We start from the raw sequence: 18,946 nt of genomic DNA on the forward strand, positions 1-18,946 counted from the left end.
GATCCTGAGATAGGATCGCAGAAGTCCTTCGCGCCGGAATCCGGCTTTTTCAAGCACGCGGATCGACCTGATGTTGTCGGGAATACAGGCCGCCTCGATCCTGTGCAACCTCAGCGTATCGAAGGCAAAACGGGCCACGACCTTCACCGCGTCGGTCATCAGGCCCCGGCCGCCGAAACGCTCGCCGATCCAGTAGCCGACATGGCCGCTTTGCGAGACGCCGTGGCGTATGTTGCCGAGCGTGATGCCGCCGGCGAGCTTGCCGCTCGACTTTTCGAAGATGAAGAAGGCGATTGCGGTTCCCTGCGCATAGTCCTCGCGGTAGCGGCTGATACGCAGGCGCCATGCCGTTCGGTCGAGCTCGTCGGGTGTCCACCGGGGCTCCCAAGGCTCCAGGAAGGCGCGGCTTTCACCACGCACCGCCGACCATTCGCGATAGTCGTTGGTGAACGGTACGCGCAACGTGACGAGGTTGCCCTTCAGTGCCGGCAGGTCACGGCGAAAGAAAGGGAGCGCGAACACGGCGCTTTGAGAGACTTAGACGGCGAGCCTGCGGGCTGTGGCCTGCGTGCCCGGAAGCGAATCGAGGATCGCTTCATAAGGCGCCAGCGTACCCACAGGCCCGACAGCGGTGAGCGTCGGCTTGGTCGAGAACATTCGCGACGACAGATCGGTCAGCCGGTCGACCGTCAGCGCCGCCAGCCGCTCCATCAATTCCTCCTTGGCGATCGGCCGGCCGAACAAAAGCAGCTGCCGCGCGATTTGCGAGGCGCGGCTCGCGGGGCTTTCGGCCGACATGATCAGCCCGGCCCGGTACTGGGCGCGCGCGCGGTCGAGTTCTTCCTGCAGGATGCTCTCGCCGGCCTTCTGCAACTCGTCGATGATGACCGGTACCAGTTGGGCGATGTCGCTCTGCCCGGTCGCGGCATGGACGCCGAAGATGCCGGTGTCCGAAAAGCCCCAGTGGAAGGCATAGACCGAGTAGCACAGGCCACGCTTTTCGCGGACCTCCTGGAACAGCCGCGAGGACATGCCGCCGCCCAGGATCGAGGCGAGGATCTGCGCGGCGTAGAAGCCATCGGAATTGTAGGCCCTGCCCTCGAAGCCGAGGACGATATGGGCCTGCTCGTGGTCGGACAGCAGGCGCTGCTCGCCGCCGACATATTGCGCGTATTGCGGAATGGTGCTGTCGGCCTTGGCGCGGAAGCCGCCAAGCTGCTTTTCGACCTGGCGCACGAAATCGTCGTGCTTGACGTCGCCGGCTGCCACGATCACCATCCGCTCGGCGCCGTATTGGCGCTCGATGAAATCGTGCAACTGCTTGGACGTGAAGGATTTTACGGTCTCTGGCGTGCCCAGGATCGAACGGCCGATGGTCTGGTGGCGAAACGCCGTCTCGGTGAAACGGTCGAACACGATATCGTCGGGCGTATCGTGCGCGGCGCCGATCTCCTGCAGGATGACGTGCTGCTCGCGTTCGAGTTCCTGCGGGTCGAATTCGGATTCCTGCAGGATGTCAGCAAGGATGTCGACGGCCAGCGGCACATCGTCGGACAGCACCCTTGCATAGTAGGAGGTCGTCTCGACGCTGGTGGCGGCATTGATCTCGCCGCCGACGTCCTCGATTTCCGAGGCGATCTCGAAGGCGCTGCGCCGCTTTGTGCCCTTGAACGCCATGTGCTCGAGCAGATGGGCCATGCCATGCTCATCGTCACGCTCATTGCGGGCGCCGGACTTGACCCAGGCGCCCAAGGCAACCGATTCGATACTGGGAAGGGTTTCGGTGGCGACTGTCAGGCCGTTCGACAGACGGCTTACCTCAACACCCATATGGCTCGTACTCCCTAACGCGCCGCCCGCGCGCGGCGGCTAACATAATCTTCCACCATTTTCAGGTCGGATGGAAGTACCGTGTATTTTTCCTCAAATGTCATCAATGCACCTAGCCATGCGGGCAGGGCGGGCGAGACGCCGCTGGCGGCTTCGACGGCGGCCGGGAATTTCGCCGGGTGCGCGGTGCCTAACACCACCATGGGCACGGCGGGGTCGGCCTTGCCCGCCGCGACATGCACGGCGGCGGCGGTGTGCGGGTCCAATAGATAGTTGCTGGCCGCCAGCGTCGAGCGGATCGTGCCTGCGACCTCGTTCATATCGGCACGGCCGGCGTCGAATTCGGCCCGCATCCCGGCCATTTCGGCCGCTTCGATGGTGAAGGCGCCGGACTGTTTCAGCCCGGCCATGTAGCGCCGAACGGTCGCCGCATTGCGGCCGGATGCCTCGAACAGCAGGCGTTCGAAGTTCGAGGACACCTGAATGTCCATCGACGGCGAGGTGGTCGCGAAGACGCCCTTGGTCCGGTATTCGCCGGTTGCGAAGGTGCGGGCCAGTATGTCGTTGTCGTTCGTGGCGATAATCAGCCGCTCGACGGGCAGGCCCATCTTTTTGGCGGCGTAGCCGGCGAAGATGTCGCCGAAATTCCCGGTCGGCACCGTGAACGACACCGGCCTGTCCGGCGCCCCGAGCGACAGCGCCGAGGAGAAGTAGTAGACGATCTGGGCCATGATGCGGGCCCAGTTGATCGAATTCACCCCCGACAGCGCCACCCGGTCGCGGAAGCCGTGATCGTTGAACATGTCCTTGAGCAGGCCCTGGCAGTCGTCGAAATTGCCTTCGATCGCCAGCGCGTGCACATTTTCCGCCTTCGACGTCGTCATCTGCCGCTGCTGCACCGGCGAGACGCGGCCATGCGGGAAGAGGATGAAGATGTCGGTGCGGCTGCGGCCGGCAAAGGCATCGATGGCCGCGCCGCCGGTGTCGCCCGACGTGGCGCCGACGATGGTGGCGTGCTGGCCGCGTTCGGTAAGTACGTGATCCATCAGCCGGGCCAGCAACTGCATGGCCACGTCCTTGAAGGCCAGCGTCGGTCCATGGAAGAGTTCGAGGACAAAGGTGTTGGAGCCGGTCTGCACCAGCGGGCAGACGGCCTGATGCCGAAACGTGGCATAGGCTTCGCGCACCAGCTTCTCGAAAACGGGAGCGGCGATCTCGCCTCCCAGAAAGGGCGTCAGCACGCGGATGGCGAGGTCGGGGTAGGCAAGGCCGCGCATGGCGCGGATTTCGGCGGCCGAAAAGGAGGGCCATTCGCGCGGGACGTAGAGCCCGCCATCCCGGGCCAGGCCGGCCAGCACCGCGTCGGAAAATCCAAGCGCGGGTGCTTCCCCGCGCGTACTCACATATTGCATGTCACAGTTCCGTTGCCCGCTTGGTTTCCGTTCACCACAAGGTGGTTAATTTCTGTGCCGGCTCCAGTCGCATTTTTGCCGCGCCGTTGATATACGTCACCAGCTTTGCGAGAGGGAAGTGCAGTTTCATGGCGTTTCGTACATCAGGTGGTCGCTTTTTGGCCGGTCTTGCGCTGACCGGCTTTATGCTCGCCGTCGCCGGTTGCCAATCAGGCGACAACGGCATTCTGGACCTCGGCTTCGGCAAGAAAAAAGACCCGACGGCGCCGCCTCCGCCGCAGGATCCTAAAATAATGGCGAGCCAGTTGCGGGCCTACTGCCCCAAGGTGACGGTTCGCGACGGCACGGCCTTCTTCAACACCTACGTCAAGGATGTGCAGAAGCCCAAGCCGAAGCTCAAGAAGACCGGCGACGCCGCCGCCGATGCCGCCGCCCAGGCCGCGGCTGATGCCGCCGCCGCCACGCCGCCCGACGATTCGGCGAGGATCATCTATCAGGCGTCGATCGGCGACGTGACCCGCGACTGCAGCAATGCCAATGGGCAATTGGCGATGAAGATCGCGGTCGCCGGCAGGATCGTTCCCGGACCGAAGTTCTCGCCAGGAACCATAACCATGCCGATCCGGATCGCGGTGATGCATGGCACCGACGTGCTTTACTCCCAACTTCACCCGTATCAGGTCCAGGTCACCGATCCCTCGGTCGCCACCCAGTTCGTCTTCACCGACAACAACATTGTTGTGCCGGCGCCGTCGGCGCAGGATTATCAGGCCTATGCCGGCTATGATGAGGCCGAGCCGAAGGCGACGACCGACAAGCCCAAGAAGAAGACGCACAGGAAGAAGGCCGCCGCCACAAACTGAGCGGCCGTGGTATCGCGTGCGTCCTGACTGGCGCGCGTCAGGCGTCTTCGGACCATTCCGACAGCGCCGCTATCACGCTTTTCAGCTCCGCCCAGCGCCGGATGACCGTTTCGGCGCCGGCCTCGGTCAGCGCGTCGGCGTGGCCGGGATAGCTGTGGCCGGCGCCGGTGAAGCCGATCACCCGCATGCCGGCCGCCCTGGCGCCGGTGACGCCATGCACGGAATCCTCGATGACGAAGCAGTTGGCAGGATTTGCGCCGAGTTTTTCGGCCGCGAAAAGGAAGACATCCGGCGCCGGCTTGGTCTTTCCGGTCGGTGTCTCCATCGCCGAGAAGATACGGCCGGCGAAGAACGGCAGCAGATGCACCTTCTCCAGCATGAACTCGATGCGTTCCGAACGCGAGTTTGAGCAGATGCAGCGCTGCGTGGTGACCGAGGCCACAGCTTCGCGCACGCCCTCTATGGCGCGGACATCGCTGCGCAGTTTGCGGTCGACCAGCTCTTCCGCGCGGTCGATCAGCGACGCCTGGAACGGGATCTTGGACTTCTCCTCGATCCGCATGAGGATGTCCTTGAAAGTCAGGCCCGCATAGCTCTCCGCAATCTCCTCCGCCGAAATCTCATAGCCGGCAAGGGTGATCAGTTCCGCCTCCACCCGCGCGGCAATGATTTCGGAATCGACGAGCACGCCGTCGCAATCGAAGATGACAAGATCTGGCTGGGGCATGATGTTCCAGGGCAATGAGAATGGGTGACGGGCCGCCATCGGCTCAGGCCGCGCGGCATACACCAATGGGCACGGCTTCGCAAACCGCTCCAGGCAATCGCTAAAGCTTCACCGAATATTTACGCTGATCGGTAACCATAACGGGGAGTAAACAGTAACGCGTGCCTTGGGTGCAAACATGTCTGCCGTGCGTCTTCTCGACGAGCTTTCCCACGCTCCCCAGCAATCCGAATGGCTGGACACCATCCTGAAAGGCGACTGTGTCGCGGCGCTCGACCGGCTGCCCGAGAAATCCATCGACGTCATCTTCGCCGATCCGCCCTACAATCTGCAGCTCGACGGCGACCTGCACCGGCCTGACCAGTCCAAAGTCGACGCGGTCGACGACGACTGGGACCAGTTCGAGAGTTTCGAGGCTTACGACGCCTTCACCCGCGCCTGGCTGCTTGCCGCCCGCCGCGTGCTCAAGCCCAACGGCACGATCTGGGTCATCGGCTCCTATCACAACATCTTCCGTGTCGGCGCAAAGATGCAGGACCTGGGCTTCTGGATCCTCAACGACGTGGTCTGGCGCAAGACCAACCCGATGCCGAATTTCCGTGGTCGCCGCTTCCAGAACGCGCATGAGACGATGATCTGGGCCTCGCGCGACCAGAAGGGCAAGGGCTATACGTTCAACTACGAGGCGCTCAAGGCGTCGAATGACGATATCCAGATGCGCTCCGACTGGCTGTTCCCGATCTGCACCGGCGGCGAGCGCCTGAAGGATGAGAACGGCAACAAGCTGCATCCGACGCAGAAGCCGGAAGCGCTGCTTGCCCGCATCATGATGGCCTCGACCAAACCCGGCGATGTCGTGCTGGACCCCTTCTTCGGCTCCGGCACGACCGGTGCGGTGGCAAAGCGCCTTGGCCGCCATTTTGTCGGCATCGAGCGCGAGCAGGCCTATATCGACGCCGCCAATGAGCGCATCGATGCCGTTCGGCCGCTCGACGATGCCGATCTCACCCTGCTGACCGGTAAGCGTGCCGAGCCGCGCGTGGCATTCGTCAGCTTGATCGACACGGGGCTGGTGACGCCGGGCGCCACGCTCTACGACGCCAAGAAGCGCTGGGCGGCAAAAGTGCGTGCCGACGGCACGGTGGCGATCGGCGACAGCGCCGGTTCCATCCACAAGATCGGCGCCGAAGTGCAGGGGCTGGACGCCTGCAATGGCTGGACCTTCTGGCATTATGAGCGCAGTGGCGGCCTGACCCCGATCGACGAGCTCCGACGCATTGCCCGCCTCGGCATGGAGCGGGCGGGGGGCTGACCCCCGCCGCGCCGTCGCCTTGAATCAAAATCTCAACGGATCGCCCGAAGCGATTCGGATCACGCCTTTATTCCGAGCCGTTCAAGGTCTGCTTGAAGCGTTTTGGCATCGGTGAACAGCACTGCTTGCCAGCCGGCGGCCCTGGCGCCGTCGACATTCTTCTGGCTGTCGTCGATGAACAGCGACGCCGCCGGATCGAGGTCGAATGAAGCGACATGGTGGTCGTAGATCCTGCGATCCGGCTTGATCAGCCCGATCTCGGCCGACACGGTTATCCCGCGCGGGCGATCCAGGAACGGAAACCGGCCGCGAGCCTCGACGAATGTGTCGGCGGCCCAGTTGGTCAGGAGCGTCACGTCATGGCCGGTGTCGATCAGCCGGTTCAGGATGGCAACACTGTCTTCATAGGCATGGGGCGCCATCTCATGCCAGTGACGGCGGAAATTGCGGATGTTTTCGGCATGTTCCGGGTGTTCGGCGATGGCAAGCGCCTCGGCCTCTTCCCATGTCCGGCCGCGGTCCTGCTCGATGTTCCAGTCATGCGTGCAGACATTGTCGAAGAACCATTTCCGCTCGGTTTCGTCGGGAATGAGCCGGCTGAAGGGAATGTTCGGGTCGTAATGGACCAGCACCTTGCCGATGTCGAAAACGATGTGACGGATTTCAGTCATGGGGCCTCTTTCACTGCGGGCATTGCTTTGGTGCATGTCGCCCAAAAGTGTGCAGCGGTTTTGGCAAAACGACATGCACAAATCAAACAATCCGAAGCGCGTCGCGGTGTAATCGCCTCACACTCGACGCGCTTTGGTCGCGCCGGGTATCGCAGCCTCGATTGCCTTTTTCATGACAGTCGGCAGCGCCTCCCCGGAAATCTCGGAGGCGGGCGACCAGAAATGCCCTGCCGGCGTATCACCTTTGGTTTTGGCGTGAAAGACTTCGAGCTCAAGCGCGAAATGAGTGAAGACATGCGTGATCATCCCGGCATGCCTCCAGTTCGCCGGAAATGGCGCCGCGGCCTGCGTGGTGGCGCCGTCCACCCGCGCCGTCCAGGCGGTGGTGGGCACTTCCGTCATGCCACCCAGCAGGCCTTTTTCAGGCCGCTTGCGCAGAAGGACGGCGCCGTCCTCCCGCTCGGCCACGAAGGCCGCACCTCGCCGCAGCGGTTTGTCGGCCTTCGGCAGGCGGACCGGGAAGTGCTCCGGATCGCCCGACAGGATCGCGCTGCAGTCCTGGCGCAGCGGGCACAGCATGCAGCGCGGCCGGCGCGGCGTACAGATCGTGGCGCCGAGATCCATCATCGCCTGGGCGAAGTCGCCCGGCCTTGCCTTGGGCACCATGCGCTCGACATGGTCGCGGATTTCGGGTTTGGCTTCGCTCAGCGGCGTTGCGATCGAGAACAGCCTGGTCACGACGCGCTCGACATTGCCGTCGACGACGGCGGCGGGCTGGTCGAAGGCGATCGCCGCGATGGCAGCCGACGTATAGGCGCCGACGCCGGGCAGCTCTCGCAAGCCGGCCTCGGTGTCGGGAAACCGGCCGCCGCGCGCCGCCACCAGGTCGGCGCAGGCCTTGAGATTGCGGGCGCGCGAATAGTAGCCGAGCCCCGCCCAGGCCTTCATCACATCTTCGGTGAGTGCGGCCGCAAGCGCATCGACATCAGGCCATTTGTCGACAAAGACGCGGAAATAGGATTTCACCGCCTCGACCGTGGTCTGCTGCAGCATGACCTCGGACAGCCAGATGCGGTAAGGATCGGGCCGCACGCCTTTTGCATGGTCGCGCGGGGTCACGCGCCATGGCAGTTCGCGGTGGTGGGCGTCGTACCAGTCGAGCAGGCGCGACGCCATATCGTCCGACATGACCTTATCGGTCTGGGCCTTGCGGGGCTGGTCTGCTGGTGCCATTGATCTCGTATTGGCCTGGCCGGTTCTGCTGGGTCGTGGCTGGAGAACGCACATGGCAGGGAAAAGGCCCTTCGGCAATCCTGTTCCGGTGAGCGATCTCGCCACCGACATCCTCGACCCGGTGCTGCGCAAGCGGGCGGGCATCTCGATCGGGCTCGTCCAGTCCTGGGAAGAGATCGCCGGTCCGCGCCTCGCCAGGAGTTCCCGGCCCGAGAAGATCCAGTGGCCGCGCCGCCTGCACGAGGACGATCCCTTCGAGCCGGCCGTGCTGGTCATCGCCTGCGAGGGCATGGCCGCGCTGCACCTGCAGCACGAGACCGGCGAGATCATCAACCGGGTCAACGCCTTCCTCGGCTTTACGGCAATAGGCCGCATCCGCATCGTGCAGAAGCCGGTTCTATCGGGCAAAACCCGGCCCAGGCCCACCCTCAGGCCGCTGACAGAGGCCGAAAAGTCGAAATTGTCCGATACTGTCGGGCTGATCGAGGATGATGGACTGCGTGCCTCGCTGGAAAGGCTGGGTGCGACAATTCTCGGCGGTAGGAAAGTCTAGTTCGGACTGGAAAGAGTCACAGGTTTGTCGTTAATCTCGCGCATTCGTGATCACCCTTGTCAGGTTTCGCGATTGGATTGGGGACAGGGATGCCTTAATTCGCGCCAACTCTCGCCTTTTCGTGCCTTTGCATTGCAAAATCCAACCCTTGTCAGGTGATTCGTATGAGCCGTTCCCCGTTTGGCCCAAGCCTTTCTCGCAGAAACGTCCTGTCTTCGCTGGCCGCCATTCCGGCGGTCGCCCTGCTCGCGGCCTGCAGTGACTCCGGCGAGGAGGCCAAGGCGGCGGATGTGAAGCCCGCGAACCCGGCCACTCCCGCAAAGCCGGCCACTCCGACCGCGGTCCAGGTGCCCGAAGCGCAAGGCACGGTCGACATGGCCGAATTGCTGAAGCCGGGCGCGCTGCCCGACAAGCAGCTCGGCAAGGACGACGCCAAGGTCACCATCGTCGAATATGCCTCGATGACCTGCCCGCACTGCGCGCATTTCGCCGAGACCACCTTCCCGGATTTGAAGACCAAGTACATCGACACCGGCAAGGCGCGCTACATCCTGCGTGAATTCCCGTTCGATCCGAGCGCGGAAGCCGGTTTCATGCTGGCGCGCTGCGCCAAGGACAACTATTTCCCGATGGTCGACGTCTTGTTCAAGCAGCAGGCGAACTGGGTGGGCGTGTCGAACACCAAGGACGCGCTGCTGCAAATCTCCAAGCTCGCCGGTTTTACACAGGAGTCCTTCGAGGCCTGCTTGACGGACCAGAAACTTCTGGACGATGTGAGATCGGTCCAGAAGCGTGGCGCCAATGAATTCAAGGTCGACTCGACACCGACCTTCTTCATCAACGGTAAGACCTACAAAGGGGCGATGTCGATTGAGGAAATGTCGGCCATCATCGACCCTCTGCTCTGACATCAGCGCAGCGCTGAAGCGGCGGCGCTGCGGCGCTCGCCTCTATGAGGCGCGTGAATGAAGTTTTCGCGCCTCCGCCTCCTTGGTTTCAAGTCCTTCGTCGAGCCCGGCGAGTTCGTCATCGAACGCGGTCTGACGGGTATTGTCGGGCCGAACGGCTGCGGCAAGTCGAACCTTGTCGAGGCGCTGCGCTGGGTGATGGGCGAAAGCTCCTACAAGAACATGCGCGCGTCCGGCATGGACGACGTGATCTTTTCCGGTTCCGGCACACGGCCCGCGCGCAACACCGCCGAAGTCACGCTTTTCCTCGACAACAGCGACCGTTCGGCGCCCGCCGCCTTCAACGATGCCGACGAATTGCAGGTGTCGCGCCGCATCGAGCGCGAGGCGGGTTCGCTTTACCGCATCAACGGCAAGGAAGCGCGCGCCAAGGACGTGCAGTTGCTGTTCGCCGACCAGTCGACCGGCGCGCGTTCCCCTTCCATGGTCGGGCAGGGCCGTATCGGCGAACTGATCCAGGCCAAGCCGCAGGCGCGTCGGGCCCTGCTCGAAGAGGCAGCCGGCATCTCCGGCCTGCACACGCGCCGCCACGAGGCGGAACTCAGGCTCAAGGCGGCCGAGCAGAACCTGGAACGTCTCGACGATGTCGTCGGCGAACTGGAAAGCCAGATCGAGAGCCTTAAGCGCCAGGCCCGCCAGGCGTCCCGCTTCAAGAACCTGTCGGCCGATATCCGCAAGGCCGAGGCTACGCTCCTCCATCTGCGTTGGACCCTGGCGAAAACCCAGGAAGGCGAGGCGCGCTCGGCGTTGGCCACCGCCACGGCCCTGGTTGGCGACCGCGCCTCCGCGCAGATGGCCGCTGCAAGGGAACAGGGCATCAGCGCGCACCGCCTGCCTGACCTGCGCGATGCCGAAGCCGCCGCCGCGGCTGCTTTCCAGCGCCTTTCGATCGCCAAGTCGCAGATCGAGGAGGAAGCCGGCCGCATCCGTGCCCGCCAGAGCGAAATCGAGCGCCGCTTGCAGCAGCTGGATGGCGACATCGCTCGCGAGGAGCGGATGGTGCGCGACAATGCCGACGTTCTCGAACGGCTGCGCGCTGAAGAAGCCGCGCTGAATTCCGAGAATGCCGGTGCGGCCGAGCGCGAGGCCACGACCCGCGCTGCATTCGAACAGGCCGCCTCGACGCTCGCGCAAAGCGAAGCCAGACTCGCCGCGCTCACCGCCGAACGCGCCGAGGCCGCCGCCTCGCGCCATCAGATCGAGCGCACCTTGCGCGAAACCGCCGAGCGCCGCGACCGCTTCGCCCGACAGCTCGCCGAGGTCGACCGCGAATTGTCGGATATCCTCTCCAAGGTGGCCGGTTTGCCGGATCCCGCCGAAAAGCGCATTCTGGTCGAACAGGCCATCGAACTTCTGGAGGAGTCCGAGGCCGCCGTGGCCAATGCCGAGCAGTCGGTCATGGATGCCCGCGCAACCGAAAGCGCTGCCCGTCCGCCGCTTCAGGATGCCAAAGCAGAACTGGCGGGCATCGAGACCGAAGCACGCACACTGGCCAAGATCCTCAACGCCGCCAGCGGCGACCTCTTCCCGTCCGTGCTGGAGCAGATCAGCGTCGAGCGCGGGTTCGAGACGGCGCTGGGCGCCGCGCTTGGCGAGGATCTCGATGTGCCGCTCGACCGCAGCGCGCCGGTGCATTGGGGCGAGAGCCAGGTCCAGGCGGGTGACGCCCCTCTGCCGGAAGGCATTAGAAGCTTGGCCAGCGTGGTTCGTGCTCCGGCGCAGCTTGCCCGCCGTCTGGCGCAGATCGGCATTGTCGAGGCCGCCGACGGCCGCCGTTTACAAACGCTGCTTTCGCCCGGTCAGCGGCTGGTCAGCCGCGAGGGGGCTCTGTGGCGCTGGGACGGCCTTACCGCCAGCGCCGACGCGCCGACCGCCGCGGCACAGAAGCTGGCGCAGAAAAACCGTCTTGCCGAACTTGATGCCGAAGCGGTGCAGGCGACGCTTGTCCTGCGTCAAGCCGAGGAGGCGTTGGCGCAGGCTGAACAGGCGCTCAGGCTGGCGAGCGAGACCGAGCGCAACACACGTCAGGCGGGTCGCGAAGCGCAGCACCGGCTGGACGCTGCCCGCAACGCGCTGGCCGAGGCCGAGAAGGCCGGCGGCGAACTGTCGAGCCGGCGCGCCGCGCTCGATGAGGCGCGCGCCCGCATAGTCGACAGCCATGAGGAGACGTCGGCGGCTTTCGTCGAGGCCGAAATGCTTCTGCAGGACGCGCCCGATCTCGGCGACCTGCAGTTGCAGCTCGAACAGTCCTCCGCCAATGTCGCGCGCGACCGCGCCACCCTGGCCGATGCACGGGCCGTCCATGAGGGGCTGCGGCGCGAAGCCGATGCGCGCACGCGCCGGCTCGATGCCATCGGCGCCGAACGCAGCAATTGGCTGGTGCGTGCCGAAAACGCCTCGACGCAGATCGCTTCGCTCGGCGAGCGCAAGGCCGAGGCCGAGGCCGAGCGCGAGCGGCTGGCCGACGCGCCCGACGAAATCGATGCCAAGCGGCGCGCGCTGCTGTCCCAACTGACCGAGGCCGAAGCCTTGCGCAAGGCGGCCGCCGACCGTCTGCAGGAAGCGGAGAACCGGCAGGCCGAACTGGACAAGGCGGCGACCGGCGCCATCCAGTCGCTGGCCGAGGCGCGCGAAACGCGCGCCAGGGCCGAGGAGCGGCTGACGGCCGCCGACGAGCGCCGGCTGGAGGTCGAGGCGCGCATCCAGGAAACGCTGAACACGCCGCCGCATCTGGTGATCCGCCATACCGGGCTGGAAGCCGACGATCCGATGCCCGAGATGGGCGAGATCGAACGTCAGCTCGACCGCCTGAAGATCGAGCGTGAGCGGCTCGGCGCCGTCAATCTGCGTGCCGAGGAGGAACAGAAGGAACTCTCGGACCGGTTGGAAACGATCGTTTCCGAGCGCGAGGACATCATCGAGGCGATCCGCAAGCTGCGGCAGGCGATCCAGAGCCTCAACCGCGAAGGCCGCGAGCGGCTGCTGGCCGCCTTCGATGTGGTCAACAGCCACTTCCAACGGCTGTTCTCGCATCTGTTCGGCGGTGGCACGGCGGAACTGCAACTGATCGAATCCGAGGATCCGCTCGAGGCCGGGCTTGAAATCCTTGCCCGCCCGCCCGGCAAGAAGCCGCAGACCATGACGCTGCTGTCGGGCGGCGAACAGGCGCTGACGGCGATGTCGCTGATCTTTGCCGTGTTCCTGACCAACCCGGCGCCGATCTGCGTGCTCGACGAAGTCGACGCGCCGCTCGACGACCATAATGTCGAACGCTTCTGCAATCTCATGGACGAGATGGCCAAGACCACCGAGACGCGTTTCGTCATCATCACTCACAATCCCATCACCATGGCGCGCATGGACAGGCTGTTCGGCGTGACCATGGCCGAGCAGGGCGTCAGCCAGCTTGTGTCGGTCGATCTGCAGGCGGCCGAAGCGATGCGCGAGGCGAGCTGAGGGCATCGGCCCCAGGGGCTTTGGCCTCACAACGCTATTCGGCGGTCTGGCCGTGTCTGTGGGAATGGTGTTTGGCAGAGGCCCAGACGAAATAGATCCTGCCCAGCTTCAGCACAGGCACCCTGCGATCCCGCTCGCGATCTCGCAGTTCGCGGTAGGATTTCACCTTCAGCGTGCCGCCGGGCAATCTGATTCGCAGTGCCATAGCGATGGCAGTATACGCGGATTTCCAAAGTGCAGAAGGGCTCAGTCCGGTTTGTCGGGATTGGCGCCTGCGCGTCTTGAGGGGCCATCGGAAATCGTCTCTGGCCACCATATGATGAAATACTTGCCGAGCTGCCAGACCGGAACCTCGCGCTTCTGTTTCCGCCGTCGCAGCTCGTGATGTTGCTTCACTTTCAACGTGCCGCCCGGAAGCCTGATCTTGAAGGTCATTTTATCTTCCGAGCTGCTTGATGGATGATACTTCCTACCGCGCGCGTCGCAATGCCAGGTTCAGGCCCAGCGCCGCCAACAGGCCGAAAGCGATGCCGATGCAGTCGGCAACCCAGTCGAACACGTCGAGATCCCGCCCGATCAGCGTGATGCCCTGGAGGATCTCGATCGCCGCGCCGACCGATGCGAGGAAGATGGCCAATCTTACCCGGTGGCGCGGCCAGCCGAGGCATCCCAGGAAGGCCAGCGCGGCGAAGGCACTGGCGTGGTTGAGCTTGTCGTAGTCAAAGCCGATATCGATGCCGAATTCCTTGAGCCGTGGTATCGGCAGCAGCGCCAGCACCAGGACGGCGATGAGCGTGACGACAAAGGCGATCCGCTCGGCGACTGAGTAAAATTTCATTCTGCTCCAACAGTCTTGTTTCCACACGCCGGGCGCCGAAGCCGGCCTCGGCAAGCGAGCCGCAACTCAGCGCCTGGGGCGCGCGGGAATGTGGCGGCACGATTGCATCAGCCGCGTTTGAAAAGCAACGAGCTGGTCCAGTGATCACGAGCGGATTTCAAGGAGACGCGCTCGTCCATGGCTCGCCGGCAAAATCCGTCTTCCATTGCCGATGCGGCGCACGGATTGTCCCGTATTCCGGGAAGGTTGTTGTCCGGCAAAGCGGGTTCCGGTTCATTTCGGCAACGCTAAGCTCTGGCCGTGAACTGGAGCTCCTTGATCATGGCAGAGCTGGAATCCGCGATTTATCATGTGGCTGACGCGCAGACCGGTATGCCGCCAAGGCCGGCCTTGCCCATCAATGTGTCGGGGCAGGGGGTGTGCGGGCGCGTCTGCGCGTTGTGTCCGAAGCGAAGCACCGGCTGCCCTTCGATTACTGTCGAATTCGCCGCTCCGCAACGAGCCGCCCGATAAGGCAACGGCAGGGGTGGCGCTCAAGAACACACCACCCCCATCGGCAAATTTCCCGCAATCAGGCGGCGAGCCAGGCCTTGGTGAAATCCTGCTCATAGGCCTGGTGCATCTGGTAGCCCATCAGGGCGGGTTTCATATGGCAGAACAGCTTGCGCCAGTAGGGTTGGACGATGATGCCCGAATCCTGCAGCATCACTTGCAATTCCTTCATCACGGCGCGCCGCTGATCCGCATCGGCAATCGCGTTGGCCTTGTGCACCCTGGCATCGAATTCCGGGTCGGCAAAGCCGGTCTCGTTCCAGGCCGAGCCGCTCTGATAGGCAAGTGCATAGGTCTGGATGCCGAGGGGGCGGGCATTCCAGTTGGTCGTGGCGAAAGGATATTTCGTCCAATCGTTCCAGAATGCCGATTCCGGGATGACCGTGCGCTTCACCTTGAAGCCGGCATCGCGCATCTGCTGAGCGACGACGTCGGAACTCTCCTTGCGGTAGTCGGCCTCGACCGAGATCAGGTCGAATTCGAAATCGAGCTGGCCGGCCTCTTCCAGCAACGCCTTGGCCCGGACGGGGTCACGCTTGATCGGCGGCAGGTCGGCATGCTCGGGATGCATCGGCCCGACGTGGTCGTTCTGCGCCACCATGCCCATCCCGTTGGCGCCGAGTTGCAGCACCGCCTCATTGTCCACCGCAAGCTGAATGGCGTTGCGCACGCGCTTGTCGTCATAAGGCTTGGCGTTGACGTTGCAGCGCGAGACGATCGTCGCGGCGGTGACGATCTCGCTCTTCTTCAGGCCGAGCCCGTCGAGCATGGCGACATCGTAGGACTGGGTCTGGCCGTTGAGGTCGATCTCGCCGGATTCGAACGCCGAGACCGTGGCGGCGGAGTCGGTGCCGTAGTCGATCCAGTCGATGCCGTCCAGGAACACCTCGCCACCCCACCAGGAACCCTCCGGTCGCCTGCGTACCGAAGCGGCCACACCGACATCGAGCTTCTTGAGTTCGAACGGGCCGGTCGAGATCGGCTCGGCCGACAGGGCCGCTTGTTTCGGATTGAAGCTGCGATGGACGATCAATGCCGGGTAGTCGGTCATTGCCGGAACGATCGTGATATCGGGCTGCGACAGGTTCAGCACCACGGTGTGATCGTCACGGACTTCAATGGCGCCGCTGCGCGCAATCTTGGTCTCAGGGTCGATCAGCGAGCCCATACGCCCGGCCATCGAGTTGCCGGCGGCGCCCTTTTCGCACCAGCGCGTGATGTTGAAGGCGACGTCTGCGGCCGTCAAATCGTCGCCGTTCGACCATTTGACGCCGCGGCGCACATGCAGAACGTATTGCGTGGCATCGGCGTTGATGTCCCAGCTTTGCAGCAGCACCGGTTCGAAGGTGAAATCCGGCTTCCAGCGCACCAGCGGTTCCAGGAACTGCATGGCGATGTTGCCCATCTGGGAAACCTTGAAACTGCGCGGGTCCTCCAGTTCCATCACCTGCATGGCGACGCGCACGATGCCGCCTTTCCTGGGCTGAGCCGTCTCCTCAGCCAGTGCGGGGACCGGCTGGCCGATGAGGCCATAGGCGACCGCCGTGCTGGCGCCGAAGGCGCTGGCCAGCGCCAGGAATTCGCGGCGGCTGAGCGCGCCGCCTTTCGCGTCACGCGCGAATCTATCGATCGCGGGATGAAGAGGCTTGGATCTCATGTCGTTTCTCCCATTGTTGATTTTACGTCGAAATTCGATGCAATGCCCTTGCCGCTTGTGCGGCGGGCGCTGTCTTTTGTGGAAAGCCGTGGCCGCCCGAGCCGAAGCGGCGAGGGGAAGCCGACATGAATCTTTTGACCGCCATGCGGGTGTTTGACCGGGTCTGTCTGCTCGGCAGCCTTTCGGCTGCGGCGCGCGACCTCAACATGTCGACGACGGCGGTCAGCCGAACGATCAAGGAATTGGAGGACGACCTTGGCGTACGGCTCATCAACCGCACCACCCGGCGCCTCAGCCTTACCGAGGCGGGACGCGATTACGCTCCGCGAGCCCGCAGCCTTCTGGACGACATTTCGGAACTGCAGGAGTCGACCCGCGGCCTGCACAGGCAGACGCGCGGGCTGATCCGGGTTTCGTGCTCCAACGTGCTTGGCCACACCCGCATCACCAAGCTGGTGCCGAAATTCCTCGACGAGAACCCGCTCACCTCGATCGAGTTCGATCTCACGGCGCGCTATGTCGTCGGTATCGTCGAAGAAGGCTACGATGTCGCCATCCGCTTCGGCGGCCAGGCGGATTCGGCCCTGATCGCACGCCGCCTCGGCGAGGTCCGCAACTATGTCTGCGCCACGCCGGATTATTGGGACAAGCACGGCCGCCCGACCCATCCGGACCAACTGGCGAGCCATTCCTGCGTCCTGAGCAATTTCGCCAAGCGATTGGGCACATGGCCGTTCATCGGACCCCACGGGCCGTTCGACGCGCCGATCGGCGGGCGCATCTCCACCAACAGCGTCGAGGCTGCCTACCAGATGACGATCGCCGGCTTCGGCATCGGCAACCTGCCGAGCCTTCTGGTCGATGCCGCGATCGCCGATGGAAGGCTGGAGGTGCGACTCGACGAGTTCCGCCCAGGCTCCAGCCCGATCTACGCGCTTTATCCGCACCGGACCTATATAGCGGCAAAGGTTCGCGCCTTCGTCGATTTCCTGATCCGTGAACTCTCGGCCGACTTCACCGCCTGAAAGTGGACGGCAACATTGCTTGCCAACGCCGGTGGGAGCCCGGCGCGAACGCCAGGCCCCCTTTGCCCCTAACGGCAAACCCTGCGGTATCATTTCCACCAGGCGGTGGTGTCGTACATCGGCCCCGGCTCCTCGAAGAGCTTCTCGTATTTGCATAGCGCCGGCGTCTTGCCGAGCGGCACCGAGACACCGTCCCTGAATGCCCATTCTCCGCGCTGCGTCGAATCGGCCCGCACATAGCTCGACAGGGCAAAGGCGCGGTCATGTTGCGACAGGTTCGGCGAGGAGCCATGCACGGTCAGCAGCCCCCACATTGCAAGGTCGCCCGGTTCCAGAACGAGCGGCACGATGCTTGCTGGGTCAATACCGACCTTGCGCAATTCCTCTTCAGCGGTCAGCCCCTTCATCAGCTCACCCTTGCCCTCGTCGGACAGGCCGAGATAGCCGAGCTTGTGGCTGCCGGGCACCACCTGGAGGCAGCCATTGTCCAGCGTTGCCCGGTCGACGGCGAGGCCCGTCGTCACCGTTGCATCGGCGACATTGTCGAAAGCGGCCTGGTTGCGGAAGCGCAGATCCTGATGGAAGCGGTAGCCGGTGACATTGGCGCCCGGGGGCTTCCAGTGCAGCTGCTGCGCAATCTGCTTGATGTCACGGCCGATCAGGCCTTCGAGCAGCTTGAGGTAGTTCGGGCTGCGCCGGAATTCCTCGAAATAGGAATTGATCCAGGAAAACCAGTAGGCCTGCAGCACATAGCGCTGGCCGAAATCCTGCTCGGGCAGGATCTGGAAGTTGAGGTTGCCGTTCCGGTAGGTGGCGTGGTGCTTCAGCCCTTCGGCATAGACGGCATCCGTTTCCGTCTTCAGCCGGATCATCTCGTCGCCGTCGACGAATTGCCGGACGACCGCATACCCTTCCTCGCGGTACTGTTCCACCGCCTCGCGCGCCTGCTTGTCCGTCAACATGTCCGTGGCAACCCCTGTCTGATGATCTGTCAGGGATCGTAGCGGAGGGATCGCGCGCGATAAGCCGCGGATTGTGACATCGACTTTCCCGGTAATCGGGAAAGTGGAGGCAGAATTCAGGGATCTAGGCAACGCGTCGGACAAGAAATGGCGTGGCTGGGGCGCCAGGATTCGAACCTGGGAATGTCGGTACCAAAAACCGATGCCTTACCGCTTGGCGACGCCCCAATAGCCGTCAGAGTCGCTTGTGCGGCGCGTTCTTAGCAGAGCAGCCGAAAAGCACAATGCTTATGAGCACGTGCGGGAGCACCAGTCGGTATGGGCGCTGCCGATCCTCGTGAAGCCTATTGGCTCCAGACCGCCAGTTCGTTGCCGGCCGGGTCGATGAAATGAAAACGCCGGCCGCCCGGAAATGCAAAGATCGGCTTGACGATTGTCCCGCCGGCACTTTCCACCGCACGCAGCGTTTCCTCCAACTGCCTGCTGTAGATCACGGGCAACGGCTTGGCCGGTGCTTCGGCGGCGTCCGCCTGAAAACCGCCGTCCAGCCCTTCCGCGAAGGCCGAATAGGTCGGCCCATAGTCGGTGAAAGACCATGCGAACGCGGCGCTGTAGAAGGCCTTCAAACGGTCCAGCGTTCCGCCGGTCGCCGGCATTTCCAGATAGTCGAGCCTTCCGGACAGTCTCATGGCAGCACCTATTTGTTCCCTTTATGTTCTATACCTATGGTTGTGAGGTGGCAAGTCTTTTTGCCGCATCGCACGGCCTGGCTTTTTGTTAATCGATTGTAGCGACGGGAGGGCTTTGCCGGACGCTTGCCTTTCGCACTGCAGCATCCTATCGCTCCGATGTCGGACACGGGCGGAACTTTCCCTTTCGCCAATCTT

18 protein-coding genes and 1 tRNA gene are annotated in these 18,946 nt (G+C 63.7%); 6 read left to right on the plus strand and 13 right to left on the minus strand.

Going from position 1 to position 18,946, the window contains the following annotated elements; genetic code table 11:
- The 3 genes from J0I79_RS23700 to thrC all read right to left on the minus strand — a co-directional run.
- Positions 1–522: GNAT family protein (locus tag J0I79_RS23700; RefSeq protein ID WP_292864814.1), on the minus strand; the 522-nt coding region annotated here is incomplete at its 3' end.
- 15 nt (positions 523–537) lie between these two features.
- Complete coding sequence (locus tag J0I79_RS23705) at positions 538–1,830, minus strand: pitrilysin family protein (RefSeq protein ID WP_292864817.1); 1,293 nt, start codon at positions 1,828–1,830, stop codon at positions 538–540.
- Positions 1,831–1,844: 14 nt separating this feature from the next.
- Positions 1,845–3,242 (minus strand): threonine synthase, encoded by a 1,398-nt coding sequence (gene thrC / locus J0I79_RS23710; RefSeq protein ID WP_292864820.1) that lies wholly within the window; start codon positions 3,240–3,242, stop codon positions 1,845–1,847.
- Positions 3,243–3,370: 128 nt separating this feature from the next.
- Here thrC and J0I79_RS23715 point away from each other — a divergent pair, with 128 nt between their 5' ends.
- Positions 3,371–4,105 (plus strand): hypothetical protein, encoded by a 735-nt coding sequence (locus J0I79_RS23715; protein ID WP_292864823.1) that lies wholly within the window; start codon positions 3,371–3,373, stop codon positions 4,103–4,105.
- Positions 4,106–4,142: 37 nt separating this feature from the next.
- On the opposite strand, the gene J0I79_RS23720 is transcribed toward J0I79_RS23715, so the two are convergent.
- Positions 4,143–4,832, minus strand: coding sequence for an HAD family phosphatase (locus tag J0I79_RS23720; RefSeq protein ID WP_292864826.1), 690 nt, complete (start codon positions 4,830–4,832; stop codon positions 4,143–4,145).
- A 178-nt stretch (positions 4,833–5,010) separates the two neighbouring features.
- Between J0I79_RS23720 and J0I79_RS23725 the strand changes: the two genes are divergently transcribed.
- A complete protein-coding gene (locus tag J0I79_RS23725) occupies positions 5,011–6,144 on the plus strand; it encodes a site-specific DNA-methyltransferase (protein ID WP_292864829.1) in 1,134 nt (377 codons plus the stop codon).
- Positions 6,145–6,203: 59 nt separating this feature from the next.
- On the opposite strand, the gene J0I79_RS23730 is transcribed toward J0I79_RS23725, so the two are convergent.
- Positions 6,204–6,815 (minus strand): HAD family phosphatase, encoded by a 612-nt coding sequence (locus J0I79_RS23730; RefSeq protein ID WP_292864832.1) that lies wholly within the window; start codon positions 6,813–6,815, stop codon positions 6,204–6,206.
- 117 nt (positions 6,816–6,932) lie between these two features.
- Positions 6,933–8,048 carry an A/G-specific adenine glycosylase gene (mutY, locus tag J0I79_RS23735; protein WP_292864835.1) on the minus strand — a complete coding sequence of 372 codons (1,116 nt, stop codon included), beginning with the start codon at positions 8,046–8,048 and terminating at the stop codon, positions 6,933–6,935.
- Between the two features lie 52 nt (positions 8,049–8,100).
- On the opposite strand from mutY, the gene J0I79_RS23740 reads away from it, so the two are divergent.
- The 3 genes from J0I79_RS23740 to smc all read left to right on the plus strand — a co-directional run bounded on the left by J0I79_RS23740 (position 8,101) and on the right by smc (position 13,025).
- The gene (locus J0I79_RS23740) at positions 8,101–8,601 is read left to right on the plus strand and encodes a DUF721 domain-containing protein (RefSeq protein ID WP_292864838.1); all 501 of its coding nucleotides are present in this window, start codon (positions 8,101–8,103) and stop codon (positions 8,599–8,601) included.
- Between the two features lie 164 nt (positions 8,602–8,765).
- Positions 8,766–9,509, plus strand: coding sequence for a DsbA family protein (locus J0I79_RS23745; RefSeq protein WP_292864841.1), 744 nt, complete (start codon positions 8,766–8,768; stop codon positions 9,507–9,509).
- 57 nt (positions 9,510–9,566) lie between these two features.
- Positions 9,567–13,025: a chromosome segregation protein SMC gene (gene smc, locus J0I79_RS23750; RefSeq protein WP_292864844.1), complete on the plus strand. Its 3,459-nt coding sequence runs from the start codon at positions 9,567–9,569 to the stop codon at positions 13,023–13,025.
- A gap of 34 nt (positions 13,026–13,059) precedes the next feature.
- Here smc and J0I79_RS23755 read toward each other — a convergent pair whose 3' ends face one another.
- The 4 genes from J0I79_RS23755 to J0I79_RS23770 form a co-directional block, all read right to left on the minus strand.
- Positions 13,060–13,230 (minus strand): hypothetical protein, encoded by a 171-nt coding sequence (locus tag J0I79_RS23755; protein WP_292864847.1) that lies wholly within the window; start codon positions 13,228–13,230, stop codon positions 13,060–13,062.
- A gap of 41 nt (positions 13,231–13,271) precedes the next feature.
- On the minus strand, positions 13,272–13,460 hold the full coding sequence (locus J0I79_RS23760) for a hypothetical protein (RefSeq protein WP_292864850.1): 189 nt from the start codon (positions 13,458–13,460) through the stop codon (positions 13,272–13,274).
- Positions 13,461–13,494: 34 nt separating this feature from the next.
- Positions 13,495–13,863, minus strand: a complete 369-nt coding sequence (locus J0I79_RS23765; RefSeq protein ID WP_292864853.1) for a VanZ family protein — start codon at positions 13,861–13,863, stop codon at positions 13,495–13,497.
- 571 nt (positions 13,864–14,434) lie between these two features.
- Positions 14,435–16,072, minus strand: coding sequence for an ABC transporter substrate-binding protein (locus J0I79_RS23770; protein WP_292864856.1), 1,638 nt, complete (start codon positions 16,070–16,072; stop codon positions 14,435–14,437).
- 125 nt (positions 16,073–16,197) lie between these two features.
- Here J0I79_RS23770 and J0I79_RS23775 point away from each other — a divergent pair, with 125 nt between their 5' ends.
- Positions 16,198–17,097 carry a LysR family transcriptional regulator gene (locus J0I79_RS23775; RefSeq protein WP_292864859.1) on the plus strand — a complete coding sequence of 300 codons (900 nt, stop codon included), beginning with the start codon at positions 16,198–16,200 and terminating at the stop codon, positions 17,095–17,097.
- A gap of 89 nt (positions 17,098–17,186) precedes the next feature.
- Here J0I79_RS23775 and J0I79_RS23780 read toward each other — a convergent pair whose 3' ends face one another.
- The 3 genes from J0I79_RS23780 to J0I79_RS23790 form a co-directional block, all read right to left on the minus strand.
- The gene (locus J0I79_RS23780) at positions 17,187–18,059 is read right to left on the minus strand and encodes a phytanoyl-CoA dioxygenase family protein (RefSeq protein WP_292864862.1); all 873 of its coding nucleotides are present in this window, start codon (positions 18,057–18,059) and stop codon (positions 17,187–17,189) included.
- A 153-nt stretch (positions 18,060–18,212) separates the two neighbouring features.
- Positions 18,213–18,287, minus strand: a tRNA-Gln gene (locus tag J0I79_RS23785).
- Positions 18,288–18,403: 116 nt separating this feature from the next.
- Positions 18,404–18,748, minus strand: coding sequence for a VOC family protein (locus J0I79_RS23790; protein ID WP_292864865.1), 345 nt, complete (start codon positions 18,746–18,748; stop codon positions 18,404–18,406).
- Positions 18,749–18,946: the final 198 nt, after the last annotated feature.

Source organism: Mesorhizobium sp. (assembly GCF_017306585.1).
In the GTDB taxonomy this organism is placed as follows: domain Bacteria; phylum Pseudomonadota; class Alphaproteobacteria; order Rhizobiales; family Rhizobiaceae; genus Mesorhizobium.

Bases quoted from the DNA above. Each gene is read 5' to 3' on its own strand.
- J0I79_RS23745 (WP_292864841.1), top strand. From the start codon at position 8,766: ATGAGCCGTTCCCCGTTTGGCCCAAGCCTTTCTCGCAGAAACGTCCTG.
- J0I79_RS23705 (WP_292864817.1), bottom strand. From the start codon at position 1,830: ATGGGTGTTGAGGTAAGCCGTCTGTCGAACGGCCTGACAGTCGCCACC.
- smc (WP_292864844.1), top strand. From the start codon at position 9,567: ATGAAGTTTTCGCGCCTCCGCCTCCTTGGTTTCAAGTCCTTCGTCGAG.
- J0I79_RS23715 (WP_292864823.1), top strand. From the start codon at position 3,371: ATGGCGTTTCGTACATCAGGTGGTCGCTTTTTGGCCGGTCTTGCGCTG.
- J0I79_RS23770 (WP_292864856.1), bottom strand. From the start codon at position 16,072: ATGAGATCCAAGCCTCTTCATCCCGCGATCGATAGATTCGCGCGTGAC.
- J0I79_RS23725 (WP_292864829.1), top strand. From the start codon at position 5,011: ATGTCTGCCGTGCGTCTTCTCGACGAGCTTTCCCACGCTCCCCAGCAA.
- thrC (WP_292864820.1), bottom strand. From the start codon at position 3,242: ATGCAATATGTGAGTACGCGCGGGGAAGCACCCGCGCTTGGATTTTCC.
- J0I79_RS23720 (WP_292864826.1), bottom strand. From the start codon at position 4,832: ATGCCCCAGCCAGATCTTGTCATCTTCGATTGCGACGGCGTGCTCGTC.
- J0I79_RS23775 (WP_292864859.1), top strand. From the start codon at position 16,198: ATGAATCTTTTGACCGCCATGCGGGTGTTTGACCGGGTCTGTCTGCTC.
- J0I79_RS23760 (WP_292864850.1), bottom strand. From the start codon at position 13,460: ATGACCTTCAAGATCAGGCTTCCGGGCGGCACGTTGAAAGTGAAGCAA.
- mutY (WP_292864835.1), bottom strand. From the start codon at position 8,048: ATGGCACCAGCAGACCAGCCCCGCAAGGCCCAGACCGATAAGGTCATG.
- J0I79_RS23755 (WP_292864847.1), bottom strand. From the start codon at position 13,230: ATGGCACTGCGAATCAGATTGCCCGGCGGCACGCTGAAGGTGAAATCC.
- J0I79_RS23780 (WP_292864862.1), bottom strand. From the start codon at position 18,059: ATGTTGACGGACAAGCAGGCGCGCGAGGCGGTGGAACAGTACCGCGAG.
- J0I79_RS23730 (WP_292864832.1), bottom strand. From the start codon at position 6,815: ATGACTGAAATCCGTCACATCGTTTTCGACATCGGCAAGGTGCTGGTC.
- J0I79_RS23790 (WP_292864865.1), bottom strand. From the start codon at position 18,748: ATGAGACTGTCCGGAAGGCTCGACTATCTGGAAATGCCGGCGACCGGC.
- J0I79_RS23765 (WP_292864853.1), bottom strand. From the start codon at position 13,863: ATGAAATTTTACTCAGTCGCCGAGCGGATCGCCTTTGTCGTCACGCTC.
- J0I79_RS23740 (WP_292864838.1), top strand. From the start codon at position 8,101: ATGGCAGGGAAAAGGCCCTTCGGCAATCCTGTTCCGGTGAGCGATCTC.